General features: G+C 65.3%; 10 protein-coding genes. 8 read left to right on the plus strand and 2 right to left on the minus strand.

Annotated elements, in window-relative coordinates:
• The first annotated feature begins 53 nt into the window (after positions 1–53).
• Together PRN20_RS18860 and PRN20_RS18865 are read left to right on the plus strand one after the other, a co-directional pair.
• Complete coding sequence (locus PRN20_RS18860; protein ID WP_273959184.1) at positions 54–947, plus strand: carbohydrate ABC transporter permease; 894 nt, start codon at positions 54–56, stop codon at positions 945–947.
• Complete coding sequence (locus PRN20_RS18865; protein ID WP_273959185.1) at positions 944–1,780, plus strand: carbohydrate ABC transporter permease; 837 nt, start codon at positions 944–946, stop codon at positions 1,778–1,780. The genes PRN20_RS18860 and PRN20_RS18865 overlap by 4 nt, the downstream gene beginning before the upstream one ends.
• Here PRN20_RS18865 and PRN20_RS18870 read toward each other — a convergent pair.
• Complete coding sequence (locus PRN20_RS18870) at positions 1,770–2,306, minus strand: hypothetical protein (RefSeq protein WP_273959186.1); 537 nt, start codon at positions 2,304–2,306, stop codon at positions 1,770–1,772. The genes PRN20_RS18865 and PRN20_RS18870 overlap by 11 nt on opposite strands.
• Before the next feature lie 13 nt (positions 2,307–2,319).
• Here PRN20_RS18870 and PRN20_RS18875 point away from each other — a divergent pair, with 13 nt between their 5' ends.
• Together PRN20_RS18875 and PRN20_RS18880 are read left to right on the plus strand one after the other, a co-directional pair.
• Positions 2,320–4,491, plus strand: coding sequence for an autotransporter family protein (locus PRN20_RS18875; RefSeq protein ID WP_273959187.1), 2,172 nt, complete (start codon positions 2,320–2,322; stop codon positions 4,489–4,491).
• Positions 4,492–4,972: 481 nt separating this feature from the next.
• Entirely contained in the window at positions 4,973–5,623 is a 651-nt protein-coding gene (locus PRN20_RS18880; protein ID WP_273959188.1) for a response regulator, read from the plus strand.
• Here PRN20_RS18880 and PRN20_RS18885 read toward each other — a convergent pair.
• Positions 5,620–7,029, minus strand: coding sequence for a sensor histidine kinase (locus PRN20_RS18885; RefSeq protein WP_273959189.1), 1,410 nt, complete (start codon positions 7,027–7,029; stop codon positions 5,620–5,622). The two genes, PRN20_RS18880 and PRN20_RS18885, sit on opposite strands and share 4 nt — an antisense overlap.
• Before the next feature lie 165 nt (positions 7,030–7,194).
• Between PRN20_RS18885 and PRN20_RS18890 the strand changes: the two genes are divergently transcribed.
• From PRN20_RS18890 to PRN20_RS18905, 4 genes are all read left to right on the plus strand, one after another.
• Positions 7,195–16,608, plus strand: coding sequence for a peroxidase family protein (locus tag PRN20_RS18890; protein WP_273959190.1), 9,414 nt, complete (start codon positions 7,195–7,197; stop codon positions 16,606–16,608).
• Between the two features lie 65 nt (positions 16,609–16,673).
• Entirely contained in the window at positions 16,674–18,419 is a 1,746-nt protein-coding gene (locus tag PRN20_RS18895) for a type I secretion system permease/ATPase (RefSeq protein WP_273959191.1), read from the plus strand.
• Complete coding sequence (locus tag PRN20_RS18900) at positions 18,416–20,278, plus strand: calcium-binding protein (protein WP_273959192.1); 1,863 nt, start codon at positions 18,416–18,418, stop codon at positions 20,276–20,278. Before PRN20_RS18895 ends, PRN20_RS18900 begins: the two co-directional genes overlap by 4 nt.
• A gap of 13 nt (positions 20,279–20,291) precedes the next feature.
• The gene (locus tag PRN20_RS18905) at positions 20,292–21,608 is read left to right on the plus strand and encodes an HlyD family type I secretion periplasmic adaptor subunit (protein WP_273959193.1); all 1,317 of its coding nucleotides are present in this window, start codon (positions 20,292–20,294) and stop codon (positions 21,606–21,608) included.
• Positions 21,609–21,809 lie beyond the last annotated feature (201 nt).

Below are 21,809 nucleotides of genomic sequence, written 5' to 3' on the forward strand. Positions count from 1 at the left end.
GGTGGTGCAATCCACCCCGAAACATCCCTCCGGATCCAATGTGAAGAATGCCAATGCCAAGACCCATCTCGCAACGCATCAACTGGCTGCCGATATGGCTGCTCGGGCCGGTGGCGATCCTGCTGGCCGTGATCCTGATCTGGCCCATCGTCCAGGGCGTTGCGTTGAGCTTCTTCAATACCCGGATACTCAACTATTCCGCGGGCAAGTTCATCGGTCTCGCCAACTTCAATGCCCTGTTCCAGGACGAGTATTTCTGGAACTCGCTCAGGGTGACGGCGGTCTATGGCGCGGCCTCGGTAATCTGCACCTATGCCTTGGGCCTGGGATTCGCATTGCTGCTGAACCGCGACTTCAAGGGCCGCGGCTTCATTCGGACTATCTTCATCTTGCCATGGGCTATCCCGGAAGTCGTCGCGGTCCTGATCTTCGCCTGGATGCTCGACCCGCAATTCGGCGTCGGCAACTACCTGTTGGTAATGATTGGCGTGATCGAGCAACCGCAGGCCTGGCTGTCGCAGTCGCACCTGGCGCTACCTGCACTAGTTGTGCTGACCGCCTGGCAGCAGTTCCCCCTGGCCATGCTGATTATCCTGGCTGGTCTTCAGACCATTCCCGAGGAACAATACGAAGCCGCCAAAATGGATGGCGCCGGTGCGTGGACGCGCTTCGTGCATGTGACGCTTCCCGGCCTCAGGTCAGTAAACGTCATCCTGATCCTGCTGCTCATCCTCAACTCGTTCCGGCGCGTCACCATGATCTATGCGATGACCCGCGGCGGCCCAGCCCGTTCGACCGAAACGCTGTCCGTTCTCACCTACAACACCGCCTTTGAGTACCAGCGCGTCGGCTACGCCGCGGCTGTCGGCACCGTGCTGCTGCTGATCCTCTTGGCGTTCAGCCTCGTCTATTTCTGGAGCATCATGCGGAGCAACCAGGCCAAATGACCCCGGCACGCAAGAAGTCGATCCTCAACGCATTCTGGTTTGCCCTGACGCTGGTCTTTGCGGCCATCGTGTTCTTCCCCTACTACTGGATGTTCGTCTCGTCGGTCGAAACCGACAGCATCTTCACCTGGCCGCCGCACCTGATCCCGAGCGGGTTCAGTCTCGAGTCTTACTGGACCATCTTCGAAGAGCGCGACATCGGCCGCTGGCTGCTGAACACCCTGATCGTGGCGGGGAGCACCTCGCTGTTCTCCACAATCATCGCCATCAATGCAGCCTACGCCCTGTCGCGCTTCAAGACCCGAACGACCTCCGTCTTCACGGTAATAATCCTGTTCTCGCAGCTCCTGCCGGCCGCGCTGATCGTCGTGCCGCTCTTTGTGATCTTCCAGCAGATCGGGCTTTACAACAGTCTGGTAGGCCTCGCGATCGCCGACACAGCCTTCATCCTGCCGCTGGCAATCTGGCTGCTCAAAGGCTTCTTCGACCAAATCCCTGTGGAGATCGAACAGCAGGCGATGATCGACGGCTGCTCGCAGCTGGGCGCCTTCTATCGGGTGATCCTACCGCTGTCGCTGCCCGGTCTCGTCGTGGTCGTGGCGATGTCGTTCATCTCGGGCTGGGATGAGTTCTTCCTCGCCCGCACGCTGATCGCATCGCAGGATCAGTGGGTACTCTCGGTGGGCCTCACCTCGTTCCGCGGCGAATACACCCTCGACTGGAGTCAGATGATGGCCGCGGCAGTGATCTTCGCCCTGCCGGCTCTGGCCTTCTTCTTGGTGGTTCAGCGCTACCTGGTCGCCGGGCTCTCGGCTGGCGCGGTCAAGGGTTAGGCAGCAGAACGCTATGGGCACCCGGGTCCGGCTTGGCTTCGATATCGGCGGAACGACGAGCCGTTGGGTTGCCTGCGGTACCGTCGGCGAGCTTGTCGCCCGTGGTGAAGCGGTCGGCGCATCCGGCCGGGTGTTCGGCCCCGTCGAAGGTACGCGATTGTCCCTTGTTGCCCGGCTCGTGGCGTCGGAGTTGATAGAGCGGCCGGTGGCGCTGGTTGGGCGCGGTTTCGACCTGCATCTCGCGCTGCGTGAACAGGTTACCCGGAAGCTGGCAGACCAAACCGTTCGTTCTCGCCGATCTGTTGCCGCGCTGGCTGCGGCGCGCCTGCCAGAGGAGGCGCTTGCTAGCTTTCGGCAAGCTTAGTCGAAAGTCGGCAAAATTGTGATCAATGCTATCATTTTCAAGACAGGCTGCGTGAGCTAACGTCAGCATCGTTGCGAGTAAGTCATTGTCCAGATTTAGCGATTCATCGCGACGAAGCTTGGCGATGCAGTAGGGCGGACCATCGGCGAGGCCACTCGCCAACTAGAGAGATAATATGACCATTGTTATGAGCGCTCCTTGTGGGCGAGCAGTCGACTGGGCGTGCCACGGCGAAGGCCGCGTGATTGCGGCCGCAAGAGGGCCGAGCCGCTGGGCGGCCTGGGCCGGAGCCTCCGTCGCCGCAATCGTCCTCCTCACCGGGCCGGCAGCGGCCCAGACCTGGAACGGCAACACCAGTACCGACTGGACGGAGGGGTCGAACTGGTCAGGTGGAGTGCCGCCCACCAGCGCCAACGTCGTCATGACCAATGGAAGACCAGCCGTCCTGGGGATCAATGGTCCCGCTACAGGGTCAACGGGGAGCTTGCTGCTCGGGGGAGCGACTGGCTCGCTGACCATTCAGAACGGCAGCACACTCACCAGCACGGGCCTTGCATCCGTCGGCTCGGGGGCCGGAGCCAACGTCGTAGCGACGGTGAAGGGACCCGGATCGAAGTGGACCATCGGGGGTCTGCTGAACGTCGGCGGCAGCGGTACCGGGGTACTCAACATCGAGAACGGTGGTGTCGTCGGTGCCCAAGGCGGTGTGCGCTTGGGGCTGATCGCTGGCGTCGTCGGAACCATCAACGTCAACGGCGGCAGCACGCTGGAGACGACCGGCTTCATCAAGGGCGCGGGAACCGCGCAGGTCACCTTCGACAACGCCACCCTTCGCGCGCTTGCCAGCAACGCAACCTTCACCGGGACGCTGACAGTCAACGAACTTGTCATAGCTGCCGGCGGCCTGACCGTCGACACGAACGGCTTCGCAATCGACGCAGAGGGCTTCAGTGGTGTGGGCGGCCTTGGCGTCGTGGGCACTGGTACGCTCACCCTCGCCGATATCAGCACCTATGCCGGCGCAACGCGGATTGGCGCCGGCGGCACGCTGGTCATCGACGGCGATCACGCCGGCACCGGAAACCACCTGCATATCGAAACCGCGCTAGGCGACGACAGTTCCGTCACCGGCCGCTTCGTCGTGGCCGGCAACACCACTGGAACAACGAACGTCACGGTCACCAACAGGGGTGGCGTTGGCGGGGTGACCACCACCGGCATCAAGATCATCGATGTCGGCGGCACCTCGGATGGTCTCTTCAATCTGCTCGGCGACACCACGTACAACGGTGAGCAGGCGGTGATCGGCGGCGCCTATCTCTATGGCCTCTACCAGGACACCGGTGACGGCGACTGGTACCTGCGCACCATCATCGACGACGAGCCGGTGATCCAGCCGGCCGCCCCGGTCATTGAGGCCTACGTCGCCGCGGCGCTCCAGGCCTTCAACACCACCGAGAGCCTGCAGCAGCGCATCGGCAATCGCACATGGTCCGCAGGCGATGCCGAGGGCCGTGGGATCTGGGGTCGCATCGAGGTTGGCCACCTCTCGATCGCTCCCGGTAGCTCGACCACCGGCGCCAGCTACGATGTGACCACCTGGCAGTTTCAGGCCGGTCTCGACGGCGTGCTCAGCCAGAACGAGGCCGGAACGCTCGTCGGCGGCGTCAACGCGCAGTTCGGCACCATCGCGGCCGACATCGCTTCCGCCTCCGGCCTTGGCGGCGTCGCCAGCACGGGATACGGCCTCGGCACATCGCTGACCTGGTACGGCAGCGAGGGCTTCTATCTCGACGCGCAGGGCAAGCTCACCTGGTTCGACAGTGCGCTGAGCTCCGATACGCTCGGCGTCACGCTGGTCTCCGGTAATGCCGGCTTCGGCTATGCGCTCAGCCTCGAGGCCGGGCAGGAGATCGGGCTGGGAGACCACTGGTCGGTGACACCCCAGGCACAGCTGACCTATTCCGCGGTGGATTTCGACGACTTCGCATCGTTCGGCTCGACCGTGGCCCTCGAGAGCGGCGACGGCCTGCTCGGCCGACTGGGCATCTCGGTCGACCGCGAGGCAGACTGGCAGGACACTGCTGGCGAGACCGGTCGCACCCGCCTCTACGGCATCGCCAACCTCACCTACGAGTTCCTCGACGGCACATCGACCAGCATCGGCGGCGATACGCTGACCAGCAGGACCGACCCGGCATGGGGCGGTGTCGGACTTGGCGCCTCGGTCAACTGGGCCGGCAACACGCTGTCGCTCTACGGCGAAGCCAACGTCGGCACGAGCCTGAGCAACCCCGGCGACAGCTACAGCCTTGGGGTGACAGCAGGTCTTAGAGGAAGACTCTAACACTGGCTGCATCCGCTGGCGGGGTGCTGGCCCGGCATCGCGCCAGCAGCCTGAGCCGCAGCCTCGAAGGAATCCCCGGCGCCTGTGCATGCGCAGGCGTTGTCCGTGCAGCTCGAGCTGAACCTGGAGCTTGACCATTCGGGCGCCGGCGACGTCGAGAATCTCTGTTGGTGGCAGCGACGCCCAGCCCGAGGCTGCGCCTTCAGACGGGTCTCCGTTGCGCACTTCATCGGCCTACTCTGCCGAACGGGTGGCGTCGCCGGACCGATGATGGCGAGTTCGATGATCGAGTACCCACGATCGCCTAACGGTGACGTTGCCGTGGCAAAGTACTTGGTGCGTAATCGTACAGTGCAGCAGCTGAGTGGGGTGAGTGTGGTTAACCATTTAACCAATCATTAACGAGCATCTGTTCGCCGTTGGCTCGTTATGCTATTGCTATCTCAGCGTCGTCGTTGAAGCACTGGGACTTAGTCGCAAGTTGACATCGGCCATACGTGTTGCCTTCGTTGATGATCATCCGGTTCTACTTAAGGGCATGTCTGCTCTGTTCAGGTTCGAACCTGGATACGAGGTTGTAGCGGAAGGGGCATCGGCAGACGCTGCGCTGGAGATCGTAGCGGGCCATCGGCCCGACGTGCTGTTCCTCGACCTGTCCATGCCGGGCAATGTCTTCGAGGCGATCACCCAGATCTCGCACAGCGAACCCGGAACGCACGTCGTCGTGTACACGGCGTTCTCCAGTTTTGATTCGGTCCTCAAGGCGCTCGATGCCGGCGCCACCGGCTTTGTCCTCAAGGGTGGCCGGGTTGAGGAGGTGCTGGAGGCGGTAGAGGCGGTGATGAACGGGGAGATGTTCATCACCAAGCAATATGCCGGGCAGGTACTCACCGGACTCCGCAACAAGTCGGCGCGCGGCTCGCCCTTCGAGAAGGCCGTCAAGCTCAGCGTTCGCGAGAAGCAGATCGTCGAGCACCTCTTGCACGCCCGGACGAACCGGGAAATCGCGTCGGAGATGCTGCTCAGCGAGAAGACCGTGAAATACTACATGAGCGGCCTGATGAACAAGCTGAACGCCCGCAATCGGCTTGAGGTCGTGCTGGAGGCGCAGAAGAAGGGCAGCCTCGACTAGCGGTCGACGGGCATGTCCTCGAGCGGCAGCCTGGCAATGACGCGGGTACCCCGGTTCGGCTCCGAAATCACCTCCACCGTGCCCTTCAGCGCCACCACCCGGTTGCGCATGCCGGCAAGGCCGAGCCGTGGCCGCCCCTCGCTATCGGTTTCCGCCGCCGCCATGCCTGGCCCCTGATCGGCCACTTCCACCAGCAGCTGCCCGTCGACGGTGGAGACCGATACCTGCTTGGGCGCTCCGGGCGCGTGCTTGGTGGCGTTCGTCAGCCCTTCCTGCACGATGCGGTAGACGCAGAGCTTGAGTGCCTCATTGACACTCGCCGGCAAGGCCGACTGCTTGTACTGCACCTTCTCGCCGGTAAGGTCTTCGTGCCGGAAGACGGCGAGGCGAATGGCTTCTTCGAGACTGCTTTGTCCGACCTCCGGCAGGCTGAGACCGGTGGAGATGTTGCGCAGTTCCCCGAGGGCTTCTTCCGTGATGGTGATGGCGCTTTCGATCTGCTCGACCGGAGGTGGGCCGGATTTCTTGCGGTTGGTGAGGCTCCGCACGACGGTGGTCAACCGGAGCATGCCCAGGGTGAGCAACTGGATCGGCCCATCGTGAATGTCCGAGCCGATACGACCCAGGTACTGCTCATTGGCTTCGCTGGCCAGCAGCCGGCTTCTGTCGGCGACAACCCGCAACTCGGCATTCTGCCAAGCCAACCGGTTCGCCTCGGAGCGCTGCCGCGCGATGGTGGCCGCGCCGCGGCGGACGATGAGGTAGAGCACCGCGAGCATGAAGATGGTGGTCAAGGCCACGACCACCCAGGTGATCAGGCGGCTTTGCGAGAGTTCCGCGGCCAGGGCGTTGGCATTCTCGTAGATCTCGCCGACGGCCAGCACCTGCGAGGTGCCGGTGCGGTAGAGCGGCGCGTACACTTCGATCAGCGCCATATCGAGCGTCTGCTCGTACGCGCTCTCCTGGCTGACCAGATCCTCGTACTCTGCCACGATCTCGCCGGCCGCGGCCTTGGTGACGTCGTTGGAGGCGAAGCGCTGGCCGATCAGGTCCTTGGTGGTGCTGTAGATGACCACCCCGTCCTCGCGCCAGATCTTGATCGAAACGACAGTGTTGCCGAGCGGCGTGTCGATGAAGAGCTCATCGAGCTCGCGCTGCCGCGCCTGGGGCAGGGTGCCGTCGCTCAGCAGATCCTGGACCCGGGGCTCGAGGAAGCCAGTCATGAAGTTGGTCGCCTGGGCGCCGGAGGTGACCAGCACCGAGTGCTTGATCTGCTCGTTCACCCAGGTGCCGAGCACCGCCATGGTCACGCACAGCACCACGCCGGCAACCACCAGGAACTGGGTCGAGATGGGGCGGTCACTGAAGGCGAGTTTTGACCAAAGTCCAGTAAGCCACCTAACCAAAGTCTAGACCCCAAACTGGTCACAAGGCGGAAAACAAAACCTTCCGTTGAGCAGTATCGCGTCCCTCGCGCTTCCACCAACAATTGCACCCGACTATCCACAGCTGGGTCGATGCCCAGCAGCCAGCATGGCGGTCGGGAGAAATACCGCCAACAGGAGGGAACGATGGCGGTCAAACTCAACCAGCACGACCTGGAGTTCATACTCAAGCAGATCGAGATCGCCGAGGCCCACGCTGCCGGCACCCCTCTCACCGAGCTCATTGCCCAGCCGCATCTGCCCTACGGGTTGCGCACCGTGGATGGGACGTACAACAACCTCATCGCCGGCCGCGAAAACTGGGGCGCTTCCGACCAGCCCATGCCGCGCCTGCTCGACCCAAGCTGGCGGGTGGAGACGGACAACGAGAGCGTCGACATCAACGGGCCGGCTCCCGGCGGCGACGTCATCAACAACGACTACGGCAACGGCGGCCATGTCGTGGACAGCGATCCGCGCATCATCACCAACCTCGTTGCCGACCAGACGCTGAAGAACCCTGCGGCGATCATCGCCGCGCTCCAGTTCGCGGAGTACGAGGGGGATGTGCTGGTCGCGGTCAACGCTATCCGCGCCGCCTACCAGACCTATCTCGATGCTGCCGGATCGGCCGCGCAGACGGCCCTCGCCACTCTCGCCGCCGCCCATCCGAACCCCGCCGATCCGCCGACTGCCGCCGAGAAGGCCGCCGCAGTCGAGGCGGCAATCGAGCCGCTCCGCACCACGCTGCACGAGCAGCTCGCCGCCGACTACGGCTTCGAGATGGACGGCAACAGCATCGTGCTGCCGAACGTGGCCCCGGACGAGGGGCTGTCAGCGCCGTTCAATGCCTGGATGACCTTCTTTGGCCAGTTCTTCGATCACGGCCTCGACCTGATCCACAAAGGCAACAACGGGACCATCTTCGTGCCGCTGGCTGCCGACGATCCGCTGCGGACCCATGGTCCCGACGGCATCGCCGGCAGTGGAGACGAGGTGCCTCCGTCCCGCGCGTTCATGGTGCTGACGCGTCTCGACCCGACAATGACGCCGGGGCCGGATGGCGTGCTCGGCACGGCCGATGACGTCGCAGACGCGAAGAACAAGACCACGCCCTTCATCGACCAGAACCAGACCTACACCTCGCATCCCTCGCATCAGGTGTTCCTGCGCGAATACGAAATGGTGTTCGACGAGGTGCTCGGCCACGACGTGCCGATGGCCACCGGCCGCCTCCTCGATGGAGCCGAGGGAGGCCTCGCGACCTGGGGTGACGTCAAGGCGCAGGCGCTGAACCTGCTCGGCATCGAACTGAGCGATATCGACGTGCTCGGTGTACCCCTGCTTCGCACTGACCCCTACGGCGAGTTCATCCGGGGCGAAGACGGCTTCCCGCAGGTCGTGGTCAATATCGGCCCGGACATGATCCCCAACACCGCCGACGACCTGACGGTCTCGGCTTCACCCGGAAATCCGGTGGTGCTCGCGGATCTCAACGGCGGACTGGGGCCGGTGCGGACCTCGCATCAGTTCCTCGACGACATCGCCCACAACGCCGCCCCCGTGTTCGATCCGAACTCGCCGGCGAGCCTCGCGCCCGATCCGGACACCGGCACCGACGCGTTCGGCAACCCGGTTCCGTTCGATCCCAACACCGGCGCGAACCTGCAGTACGACAACGAATTGCTCGACCGGCACTTCATTACCGGCGACGGTCGCGGCAACGAGAACATCGGGCTGACCGCGGTTCACCACATCTTCCATTCCGAGCACAATCGGCAGATCGAAGACGTCAAGAAGCAGGTCCTCGAAATCGCCGCGAGCGGCCGCGCGGACGACCTCGCCTTCCTCAACGAATGGCTCCTCGTCGACGTCAACACGCTGCCTGCCGACACGAGCACGCTCAAGTGGGATGGCGAGCGCCTGTTCCAGACGGCGCGCTTCGCCACGGAGATGCAGTACCAGCACCTCGTGTTCGAGGAGTTCGGCCGCAAGGTGCAGCCGAACATCGATCTGTTCGTGTTCAACACCATCACGGACGTCAACCCGGCGATCTTCGCCGAGTTCGCCCACACGGTGTACCGGTTCGGTCATTCCATGCTGACCGACCATCTGAAGCTCCTGCCTCTCAATGACCAGGGCCAGCCGATCGGCCCGGACGGCCAGCCCCTCGCGAGCGCGGCCGGCTGGCAAGGCATTGATGTCGGACTGATCGAGGCCTTCCTCAATCCGGTGCTGTACGACAATGACGGTGGCATCACCGCCGAACAGGCGGCCGGCGCGATTGTCCGCGGCCTGACCTATGTCCGCGGCAACGCCATCGACGAGTTCGTGGTGGAGTCGCTCCGCAACAATCTGCTCGGGCTTCCTCTCGACCTCGCCGCCATCAACCTGGCGCGTGGTCGCGATGCGGGTATCCCGACGCTCAACGAGGCGCGCGAGCAGCTTTACGCCGCAACCAGCTCCAGCTGGCTCAAGCCCTATGAAAGCTGGGCCGATTTCGGCGCCAACCTCAAGACGCCGGCCTCGATCATCAACTTCCTCGCCGCCTATGGCGAGCACCCGCTGATTCTCGCCGCGACCACTCTCGAGGACAAGCGCGACGCGGCGATGGCACTGCTGGGTTTGGGCGAGCCGACCGATCCCGACGCCATCGTCATTGCCAATGGGGCGTTCGAGACGGACTCGCTGGCGCCGGGGGCGCCCGGGGTCACGGTGGATCCGCTCGGCAACTACACGTTCACCCCGCCGAGCGGCTGGACGATGACCGGCGTCGGTGGGCTCTTCGCACCTGCCGCCGGGATTGTCGATCCCACCGGACTGACGGGCCCGAATGTTGCCTGGCTGGGGCAGGGGGCCCTCCTTTCGCAACTGACGGGGCATGCCCTCGAGGAGGGTGTCAGCTATCGGCTGACGCTGAACATCGGCGACCGCACAGACATGGCCTGGCCGGGAGGCGAGGCGCGCCTTGTGACCGCCGACGGCCAGGTGATTGCAACCATCCAGCTGGCGCCGCCGGCCAATGGCGACTGGTCGACGGTTGTTCTCGAGACGGGGCCGATTGCGGCCGGCCTCGCCGGGCTCGGGCTGCGCATCGAGATCCAGCAGACCGGCGGAAGCGGCAACCAGATCCTCGTCGATGACATCCGACTCGATGTGCTGCGTCCGGTCGACATCGCCGACCGGCTCGACTTCCTCAACAGCACCGGTGCCTGGGCCAACACAGAGACCGGACTTAACCGGGTGGACCTCTGGATCGGCGGCCTCGCGGAAAAGGTCATGCCGTTCGGCGGCATGCTGGGGTCGACCTTCAACGCCGTGTTCGAGCTGCAGATGGAGAACCTGCAGGAAGGCGACCGGTTCTACTACCTGTCCCGCACGCAGGGCCTCAACCTGCTGAACGAGCTCGAGAACAACGCGTTCTCCAAGCTCATCATGGCCAATACCGACCTGGTGCAGCCCGGCCCGGACGGCATCCGCGGGACCGAAGACGACATCATCACCCACCATATCGGCGTCGACTCCTTCGCGCGGTACGACGGCGTGCTCGAGGTCAACAAGCTCAGCCAGATCGAGACCGATCCGGTGGGCGACGATCCGTTCCTCGGCGCCCTGCGGGCCAAGGTGCAGCGCGACGATCCGACGACCGCGGCGGTGGAGACCAACTATCTGCGCTTCACCGGCGGCGAGCACATGGTGATGGGCGGCACAGCCGGCAACGACACGATCATAGGCGGCGACGGTGACGACGGCATCTGGGGAGGCGCTGGCGACGATCGCATCGAGGGCGGTCACGGCGTCGACCTCGTGGTCGGCGGAGCTGGCGATGACATCATCACCGACAGCGGCGACACCGGCGACTTCATCAAGGGCGAGAGCGGCGACGACGTCATCGCCAACTCCAACGGCCTCGACGTCCTGATGGGCGGCGACGGCAAGGACGTTTTCCTCGTCGGCGTCGATGCCACCGAGGTGTTCGGCGGCGAGGGCGACGACTTCGTCCTCGGCGGCCTCGACCACGACTTCCTGCTCGGCAACGAGGGCGACGACTGGATGGAAGGCGGGGACGGCTTCGACGTCCTCAACGGCGACAACTCGGAGCTGTTCTTCAACTCCACCATCCTCGGCCATGACGTGCTGATCGCCGGCGAGAACGAGAACGATTTCGACGCCGAGTCCGGCGACGACATCATGGTCCAGGGCGAAAGCGTCATGCGCAACGAGGGCATGTTCGGCTTCGACTGGGCCATCTACAAGGGCAGCGACATTGCCGCCGACGCCGACATGCGCATCCCGTTCTTCACCACAGTGGCGGACGACATCCTGCGCGACCGCTTCGACCAGACCGAGGCACTTTCCGGCTGGGACCACAACGACATCCTGCGCGGCGATGACCGGGGCAGCGACGAGGAGATCGAGCTCGAGCTGAGCCTCGTGAACCACGAGCTGTCGCAGGCTGGCGTCAACCGCATCGACGGGCTGCGCGAGCTGCTCGGCCTCGCCGAGTACACGCCCGAGAACGACGATGTCGACCTCGAGAAGGTCACCGCCTGGACCGGCGGCAACCTGCTGATCGGTGGCGATGGCGGCGACCTCATCGAGGGTCGCGGCGGCGACGACTTCATCCACGGCGACGCCTGGCTGAACGTCCGCATCCGCATTACGGGCCTCGATCCCGCGACATCGCAGGCTCTCGAGAACACGGCGGCCAACGAGATCGCCACGGTCGACACGCTCAAGCACGTGTTCACGGCGGGGCAGGTCGACAGTTCGGGGGATCCGATCCCGGCTGCATGGGTGGGCAAGTCGCTGAGCGAACTGCTGCTGACCCGCGCGATCAAGCCCAGCCAGATGCATATCGTCCGCGAGATCAAGTACGACGAGGACCCGAGCAACGACACCGACACGGCGGTCTTCGCCGGCAATCGCGACTGGTACGAGATCACCCATGTCGGCGACAGGACGATCGTCGCCCGGCGCGAAATGGAGGAGGTCGATCCGCAGATCGACGAGGGGGTCGATACCCTCGTCGGCATCGAGCGTATCCTGTTCGCCGATGGCATCTACACCATCCGCCAGACCGGCAACTACGACCCGACGGGCCGGCTGACCATCGAGGGTCTGCCGGCGCAGGAAGGCGAGCCGCTGACCGTCAACGCCAACGCCATTCGCGACCTCAACAATCCCGACGGGACGATCGCCAGCGGCCAGATCACCTATCGCTGGCAGATCGAGCGCAATGACGGCACCGGCGACTACATCAACATCCCCGGTGCCGCGGGCAGCAGTTTCACGCCGACCGAGGAGCATGTGGGCCTGAGGATTCGTGTCATCGGCACCTACACCGATGGCGGCGGCGTGCTGGAAGTGGTGACCTCGCAGCCCACCGACCCGGTGAACAATGTCGACGGCAATCCGACTGGCGACGTGCTCATCAGCGACATGACGCCGACCGAGGGCCTGCCCCTGACGGCGACGGCCGCGTTCACCGATCCGGACGGGATCACCGACGCCTTCGAAGAGGGGCTCCTCATCTACCAGTGGGAGTACTCGACCGACGACGGGGCCACCTGGACGAGCGTGCCCGCCGCGGACGGTGGCAACGCACGAACCTTCGTGCCGGGACCTGAGCTGGTCGGCAGCAAGCTTCGCATGCGCATCGACTACACCGACGACGGCGGCTCCGCGGAGCAGGTCATCTCGGCGGTCACCCAGGTCGTGGGCAACCACATCGTCTCCAACCTCGCAGTGATCGACGCGACGGCTGGCGACGCACAGGGCGGTACGACCATCGGCGACGACATCGTGCTTGCCGGCGGAGACGCAAACCAGATCGATGGCGGCCTCGGCAATGACAGCCTGTCCGGCGGCGGCGGAGCCGACACCTTGTCCGGCGGCGACGGCAACGACGTGATCAACGGCGGCCTCGGCGACGACACGGTCGACGGAGGCGCGGGGAATGACGTCATCATCCATGGCAACGGCGAAGGCGCCGACGACATCGACGGTGGCAGCGGTTCCGACACGCTGAGGATCGTCGAAGGCGTGTTTGCCGCCAATGACACGGTGACGGTGGCCCTCGCCGGCGGCGTCATCTCCTCAGTGAACGGCACGACGAGCGTCGCCAATGTCGAGGCGGCAGAGCTGCATCTCGCCGGCGGCACCGACACGCTGGTGTACGAGACCGCCGACGACGTGTCGGTCAACATGCTCTCGGGCGCAGCGACCGGCTTCTCGTTCATCCGCGGCGTCGAGAACGTCGTTGCAGGCAGCGGCGACGACACCCTGCGCGGCAATGGCTCGGCGAATGCCCTGTCGGGTCGTGCCGGCAATGACGACCTGCGTGGCGGGTTCGGCAACGACACGCTCGACGGCGGCGCCGACAACGACCTGCTCTACGGCGAGGAGGGCGACGACGTCCTCGAGGGCGGGGACGGCAACGACCGCATCGATGGCGGGGCGGGCAACGACACCGCTTCCTACGCCTCGGCGGCGGCTGCCGTGACCGTATCGCTCTCGGCGACGCCGACCCGCGCTGCGTTCGAGGAACAGGATACCGGCGGCGCCGGCCTCGACCGGCTGATCAATATCGAGAACCTCGTCGGCAGCGCCCACAACGATACGCTCCAGGGCGATGGCGCCAACAACATCATCGATGGTGGGGCAGGCGCCGACACCATGGCCGGCGAGGGCGGCGACGACACCTATGTCGTCGACAGCTTCTCCGACGTCATCACCGATACGAGTGGCAACGACACGGTGGAGACCGCGCTCGACGAGTATGTGCTCGCCGCCGACGCCGAGAACCTGGTTCTCACCGGCAACGCCGCGATCGATGGCATCGGCAACGTCAAGGACAACCGGCTGACCGGCAATTCGGCCAACAACACGCTGAACGGCGGGGGCGGCAGCGATGCCGTGGTGCTGCGGGGCAATATCGCGGCCCACACGTTCGCCCTTGCGGCCGGACAGATCACGGTGGCGAGCGCCGCCGGGGGCACCGACACGCTGGTCAGCATCGAGCGGGCCGAGATCGACGGCGCGTCCTACACAATCGTCCCCGGCACCAACGCCGCCAACGCGGGCGCCTCGGCGCTGCACGGCGGAGGCTCGGCCGACCTGATCCTGGGCTTCAACAACAACGACGAACTCCACGGCAACGGCGGCAACGACATCCTCGTCGGCGGAGCCGGCGCCGATACGATGTCGGGTGGCGCGGGCGACGACATCTACCGTGTGCAGGGCGCCGACCTGGTCATCGAACAGGCCGGCGAGGGTATCGACACGATCTACTCCGACGTCACCCGCAACCTGACCAATGCGGCGCATGTCCAGGGCGAGGTGGAGAACGTCGTCCTCGTCGGCGCCACCGGCACCGAAGCCCTCAGCGCGACCGGCAATGCGCTGAACAATGTGCTCACGGGCAACGAGGGCGCCAACACCCTGAGTGGCGGCGCCGGCAACGACACGCTCGTCGGCAATGGCGGCGACGACAATCTTGTCGGCGGCGCCAATGACGACATCCTCGATGGCGGGGCCGGCAGCGACACGCTCAACGGCGGCGGCGGGACCGATACGGCGGTCTTTGCCGGCAGCGCCGGCGACTATGCCTTCGGCCTGAGCGGCGCCGGGCTCGCCACCGTCACCCACCTCGCGACCGGCGATGTCGACACGCTGTCGGGCATCGAGCGGATCCGTTTCGGCAATGGACTCGACCTGACCGTGGTCACGAGCGTAGCCGGCATTCCGACCGGGCCGGCCATCCTCTTCGGCTCCGATGGCGACGACACCATTGTCGGCGGGCCCGGCGAAGACGTGATTATCGGCGGCCCCGGCGACGACACGCTCAACGGCAGCGATATCGGCGACGGCGACGACAACACGCTTCCCGGAACGCCTGATGACGACATCTTCATCTGGTCGGTCGGGGACGGCTCGGACACCATCAACGGCGGCATGGAAGGCGTCGACGGCGACCTGTTCCAGATCATCGGCAATGCCGAGCAGGAGGTGTACCGCATCTACACCTACGATGAGGCGGTAGCGGGCATCGGCTTTGCCGGCAGCGACGAGGCCGAAATCGTCGTGACCCGCGAGGGCGCAGATGGTGTCGAGACCATCATCGCAGTGCTGACCGAGATCGAGGAGATCGTGGTCAACGGCGCCGGCGTAAGCGGGCCCGGCAGCTCCGGCGGCGACACCTTCGAGATGTACGGCGACTTCTCGGTGACCACGAGCCTGAGGCCCGACACCATCACCGTGCTGGGGACCAACGGGAACGACACCATCGACGTGACGTCACTGCTGTCGGCCCACCGCATCGTGTTCAGGACCGGCGGCGGCAATGACGTGATCATCGGGACGCTCCGGCCACAGGATGTGATCGAGCTGCCGGATGGCCGGAACCTCTCAGAATACGCGGTTCGGCCCAACGAGGACGGCACGACGACGCTGGTCGGCGCCTCCCATTCGATCACCTTCATGAGCCCCAACGGACTGCCGGTCATTGTCAGCAGCAGTGCTGGCGACAACGGGACGCCACAGGAGCCGACCGAACCCAACCAGCCTAACGAACCGAACGAGCCCAACACTCCCCCGGGTCCGACTGATCCGGACCCGACTGAGCCGGACCCGACCGAGCCGGACCCGACCGAGCCGGAAACCGCACCCGTGGTCGGCACTGCCGGCAACGACGTACTCATCGGAGGGGCCGAGGACGACTACCTGATCGGCTTTAACGGAGACGACGTAGCCATCGGCTATGGCGGCGCCGACATCCTGATCGGCGGGGCTGGCGCGGACTTCCTCTCGGGCCTGGCCGGCGCCGACACGATATTCGGCGATGAAGGCGACGACACGGTCCTGGGTGGCGCCGACGCCGACATGATCTACGGCGGAGATGGTGACGACCGGCTCTTCGGCGATGGCGGCAACGACTATGTGAGTGCGGGCAGGGGAAACGACGTGGTCGTTGGCGGCGCTGGCAATGACCGGTTCGTCGCGGAAGCAGGAGATGGCAACGACTCCTATTTCGGCGATGAGATGACCGGTGGCGCGGGCACGGACACGCTCGACATGTCCAGCATCACCGCCAACGCGACGATCGATCTGGGCACCGGTATCGATGGGCTCGGCAGCGCGGTGAGCGCGGCCACCGGAACCGACACGCTCTGGCACATCGAGAATGTCGTGTCCGGCTCCGGCAACGACCGCATCACCGCCAGCGACAAGGTCAACGTCATCGATGGCGGCACCGGCGACGACACCTTCGTGTTCAAGACGATCGCGGCCGCCAACGGCGACACCATCCTTGGCTTCGAGGCAGGCGACAAACTCGACCTGAGCGGCATCGACGCCGACGCGGCAACCTTCGGCGACCAGGCCTTCCGACTGACCAACTCTGCCATCTCGGGTATCCGCGACCTGCAGGTCACCCACGAGACCCGGGAGGACGGCGCCTACACCGTCGTCCAGGGCAATGTGAGCGGCACCACGGCTCCGGAGTTCAAGCTCTCCATCAAGGGGACGCACAGCCTTACCCAGGATGACTTCAACCTCTAGCCGAGCCCGGCCGGGCGGCGACCGCGCCGCCCGGCCCAATCGCCGCAGTAAACGAGGCAAATTCCATGCGCAGCTCAAATGCCAAGGCGACTTCCGAGAGGCGCGTGGCCGACATGCTCAAAAGGGAGTTCCAGGGTATCGGGCTCTATCTCTTCGGCATCTCCGGGATCATCAACATCCTGGCGCTGACCGGCGCGTTCTACATGCTGCAGATCTACGACCGGGCCCTGGCAAGCGGCAGCATTCCGACGCTTGTCGCCCTGTCCGTGCTCGCAATCGGGCTATACCTGTTCCAGGGGCTGTTCGACGTCGTGCGGTCGCAGGTGCTGGTCCGTGTAGGAGCCCGGCTGGACCGCAAGTTCGCCCCGATCGCCCACAAGGTCGCTATCGACATGCCGCGCTTCGGCTTCTCCACCGCGGAGTCGCTGGAGCGTGGGCGCGACGTCGATACGGTGCGCAGTTTCCTTGGCAGCCAGGGGCCGATGGCGATCTTCGACCTGCCCTGGGTGCCTGTCTACCTGCTGTTCGTCTACCTGCTCCATCCAGCCCTCGGCGCGTTGACGCTGGGCGGAGCGGTCGTGCTGACGCTGCTCACCGTCCTCAACGAACTGATGTCCCGCCGTCTCGCGGGAGCAACCCAGCAGGCGGCGATTGCCCGCAACGCCGTAGCCGACTCCAACACCCGTAACGCCGACATCCTGAAGGCGATGGGCTTTGCCGGACGCGCCGTCGCGCGCTACGACGTCGCCAACCGCGAGCATCTGAACCTGCAGACGCAGACGACCGACATCAGCGGCACGCTGGGGGCGTTTTCCCGGGTGCTACGGATGCTGCTGCAGTCGGCGGTCCTGGGGTTGGGCGCCTATCTCACGATCATGGGCCAGTTGTCGCCCGGTGCCATCATTGCAGCATCGGTTGCTGCCACGCGTGCGCTGGCTCCGATCGACCTCGCCATCGGCAACTGGAAGAACGTCATCTCGGCCCGCAACTCGATGCGCAGGCTGCGTGACACCCTGGTGGCGATGGGCGACGGCCAGCCACCGATGCCGCTTCCTGCCCCGTCTAGCCGCCTCACCGTCGATCGGATCACGGTGGCGGCCCCTGCAAGTGGCCGTGTCCTGCTCAGCGAAGTGGCCTTCGAGCTCAGGGGCGGGCAGGCCCTCGGCATCATCGGGCCCAGCGCCGGGGGCAAGACGACGCTCGTCAAGGCGCTCACCGGCATCTGGGAGCCCATACGCGGCAGTGTTCGCCTCGACGGCGCCGAACTCGCTCAATGGTCTCCCGACGAGCTCGGCGACCATATCGGCTACCTGCCGCAGGACGTTGGCCTGCTCGACGCGACCATCTGGGAGAACATCTCCCGGCTTGCCCCGCAACGCGACAGCGCCAAGGTTGTGGCCGCCGCCAAGGCGGCGGGCGTGCATGACATGATCGTGCAGTTCGAGGATGGATACGACACGCAGGTCGGCCCCCAGGGCAGCGCGCTGTCGGCGGGGCAGCGCCAACGCATCGGCCTCGCCCGGGCCCTCTATGGCAATCCGTTCCTCGTCATAATGGACGAGCCGAACTCGAACCTCGATGCCGACGGTGAAACGGCGCTGACCCGCGCCATCAATGACATCCGCGCGCGGGACGGCATTGCCATCATCGTTGCGCATCGACCGAGCGCGCTGGTCGCAGTGGATCAGGTCGCCGTCATCCAGAACGGTCGCATGACGAGCTTTGGTCCCAAGGACGAGGTGCTCGCGGCGACCCGCGGTGGCCTGCGTCCGGTCAGGGTTGCGACCGAGACGCAGGAGTTGTCGGCATGATCGAGGTCACTGGCGCAAAAAGCGATGCCAGCGGGACGGAGGGGGCCGACCGCTACGACAAACTCGGTGCGCCGGAGCGGCGCACGGCCCTTCCGCTCCTGGTCGGGCTCGTCATCGCCGCGATAGGCGGCTATTTGCGCACCGCATTTCCCGACCTGCGCTTGCCCAAGGCGACAGAGGCTGCCGCCGGCGAACCGCAGCGCGACGAAGGGGGTGCGGCTCCCGAGCTTGTCCGCCCCCTGTCTGCAATGGTCGCTGAGGAGCAGGCGACGCCGGCTGCCGCCGAGTTCACTCCGCGATTGGTTGCTGATGGGGATATCTATGGGCGCTACCACGGCAATGTCGTTCCATTTCCCGCACGCCCCTTCACGCTGATCGACTCCCCGCCGATCGAGTTCCCGCAGCCCGGACTGCCGGATGTACCGGTCGTAAGTCCCGCGCCAGATGTCCCGAACGGGGCTTCCGGCGGCGGGGCAGGGGGAGGGCCGTCGGCGCCATCCGCCGAGGCGCCCCCGGATCCGGGCCCCGACCGCCGCAACCGTGCCCCCGAGGCTGGCGCCACGCTTCGCCTCAACGAGGCCGTCGCCGGTGGCGTGCTGTTGATCGGGTTCGATCAGCTGCTCCAGGGTGCCAGCGACGCGGATGGCGACCAGTTGTCGATCAGCGACGTTCGCGTTTCGGAGGGTTCCGTCGCCCAGACAGCGGACGGCCTCATCTACACGTCGAACTTAGCCGCCGTCCCGCAGACGGTGCTGGTGACCTTCAAGGTCACCGATGGGGAACTGACTGCCACCCGCAGCGCGCTGATCCCGCTGGTGCGCGGGCCCATCCTCGGGACACCCGGCGACGACATGTTGCCCGGCACGACGAAGCCGGACCAGATCGACGCAGGTGCCGGCCACGACATCATCGACGGCCTCGCAGGCAATGACGTCATCCTGGGTGGCGACGGCAATGATCGCATCGTCGGCGCCGCCGGGAATGACACGATAATAGCGGGCAGGGGGGATGATGTCGTCTTTGGCGGTGCCGGGAACGACCTCATTTCCGGCGGCGAAGGCAACGATCGGTTGCACGGCGAGGCGGACGACGACATCGTTCGTGGCGAAAGTGGAGATGACCACCTGACGGGAGGGCTCGGCGACGATCTCCTGTTTGGCGACAGCGGCGATGACCTGCTGCAGGGCAACGACGGCGACGACGTGCTCGACGGCGGTGCTGGTGACGACGTCCTCGAGGACGGTGCCGGCGCGGATCGCGTATTCGGCGATCTCGACGATGATACCGTGATTGCGTCAAGGGATGCAGCCAACGACCATTTCGATGGCGGCGAGGGCGAGGACACGCTCGACTACTCCGCCCATGCTGCAAGCCTGCACATCGACTTCATCGCCGGCACGGCCGCCGGAGCGGAGGCGGGGCTCGACACCATCTCGGGTTTCGAAGTCGTCATGGGCGGAGCTGGCGACGACATCTTCACCGTGGGCGGCGAACAGATGCGGCTCACCGGCGGCGAAGGCGAGGACACCTTCGTCTTCGAACTGCCGGAGGACGTATCGCGGCCGATGCTCATCCACGACATCCTCGATTTCGTCGCCGGCGACCGCATTCACGTCGCCTCCTACGAGTTCTCGATGGACGAACGCGAGGAGGAGGAGGATCGCTTCGAGCGATACTACCGGGATCGCGACGACGATGGGCCGGGGGAGCTGGAGCTGCGGATCCGCCACCGCACCGATGATGAGCTCGGCGAGCTGACGATCTTCGAGTTCGACGGGAACGGCGATTTCGAGTTCGAGATGACCGTCACCGTCCACGGCCACTACCAGCCATATGTCTACGAGGTTGCCACGGCATGACCGGAGCCAGCACATGACCATGACCTCTGATGCAGCCGACTTCGGCGCTCCGGTTCGAGACCGGCTGACGGGACACGTCCTGTTCGGCTTGCTTGCCAGCCTCGCGCTGATCGGTGGCGTGACCTACTGGGGCACTGCCACCACGCTTTCCGGCGCAGTCATCGCGACCGGGACCGTCGAGATCCAGGGGGACCTCAAGGAGGTTCAACACCGCGACGGCGGCATCGTCGCCGATATTGCCGTCAAGGACGGCCAGCAGGTCGAGGCCGGACAGGTGCTGCTGCGCCTAGACGATGCGCAGACCCGGGCGGAGCAGGGAATCGTGCTTTCGCAGCTGCGGGAACTCGAGGGACGCCGGGCGCGGCTGCTGGCGGAGCGCGACGGCCTCACGGCCATCCGTTTCCCGGCCGCATTCGACTTCCCCGACCCAGCGCTTGCAATGCTCATGGCAGGAGAGAGCCAGCTGTTTGCGGGCAACGTCCTTGGTCGCACGCGGCAGAAGGAGCAGTTGTCGCTGCAGGAGGAGCAACTCGGCCAGGAGACAGCAGGCTTGCGCTCCCAGCTCGATGCCCTGTCCGACGAGATCGCGCTGGTCGAGGATGAGCACTCCAAGCTCTCGGGCCTCGCCGCCGACGGCTTCATCGAGGGCTCAAGGGTCAGCTCCCTGAGCCGTGAGCTCACCCGGATGCTCGGGCAGCGTGGCGAGATCGAAGCGTCGATGGCCCGGGCCGGAGCACGGCAGAGCGAAGTGCAGCTCCAGAAACTGGCGATCGATGAAACGGCCCGAACCGAGGCCCAGCGGGAGCTGCGCCAGATCGATGCCAGCATGGCGGAACTCAACGAGCGCTACCTCGCCGTGACGGACCGCCTGTCGCGAACCGATATCCGAGCTCCGATAGGGGGCACCATCAACGAGCTGAACGTAAGCACCATTGGCGGCGTCATCACGCCTGCCGAGACGCTGGTCACGATCGTGCCGGCTGGCGCAGCCCTGAAGGTCGAGGTGCGGCTGCGCGTCACCGATGTCGACCAGATCGCAGTCGGCGACCCCGCCAAACTACGCTTCTCGGCCTTCAACCAGCGGACCACCCCCGAGCTGGCGGGGCGCGTGACCCGAGTTGCCGCTGCGGCGCAGTACGACAATGCCAGCGGGGCGTCCTTCTATCTGGGCGAGATCACGCTCGACGCACATGAGTTGAGCAATGCCGGCCTGGACCTGCGACCCGGTATGCCGGTTGAGGCATTCGTCGAGACCGAAGCGATGACCCCCCTGGCCTATCTCGCCAAGCCCTTCACCGATCAACTCGCCCGCGCATTCCGGGAGGAGTAGCGGCGTCCGGCATCCTGGAACAGAGGGCGGTATGCGGCTGCCGTCGCTGGAGTTCTGGCAGCTGAGAGCCCGGAATGACATCCGTTGTCGATCCGCGGACTCAACCGACCGACTTCGACTCGGTTTCCATCGGTCCTAGTCGCGCGCATAGACTTCATTGTCGTGTACGAAATCGAACGCAAGGCGCAGAGTGACCATGGC

It is taken from the genome of Devosia sp. ZB163, assembly GCF_028613635.1.
Classification (GTDB): Bacteria; Pseudomonadota; Alphaproteobacteria; order Rhizobiales; family Devosiaceae; genus Devosia_A.

Excerpts from the sequence above, each read along its gene's own strand:
- PRN20_RS18860 (WP_273959184.1), top strand. The coding sequence starts at position 54 with ATGCCAAGACCCATCTCGCAACGCATCAACTGGCTGCCGATATGGCTG.
- PRN20_RS18865 (WP_273959185.1), top strand. The coding sequence starts at position 944 with ATGACCCCGGCACGCAAGAAGTCGATCCTCAACGCATTCTGGTTTGCC.
- PRN20_RS18875 (WP_273959187.1), top strand. The coding sequence starts at position 2,320 with ATGACCATTGTTATGAGCGCTCCTTGTGGGCGAGCAGTCGACTGGGCG.
- PRN20_RS18890 (WP_273959190.1), top strand. The coding sequence starts at position 7,195 with ATGGCGGTCAAACTCAACCAGCACGACCTGGAGTTCATACTCAAGCAG.
- PRN20_RS18895 (WP_273959191.1), top strand. The coding sequence starts at position 16,674 with ATGCGCAGCTCAAATGCCAAGGCGACTTCCGAGAGGCGCGTGGCCGAC.
- PRN20_RS18900 (WP_273959192.1), top strand. The coding sequence starts at position 18,416 with ATGATCGAGGTCACTGGCGCAAAAAGCGATGCCAGCGGGACGGAGGGG.
- PRN20_RS18905 (WP_273959193.1), top strand. The coding sequence starts at position 20,292 with ATGACCATGACCTCTGATGCAGCCGACTTCGGCGCTCCGGTTCGAGAC.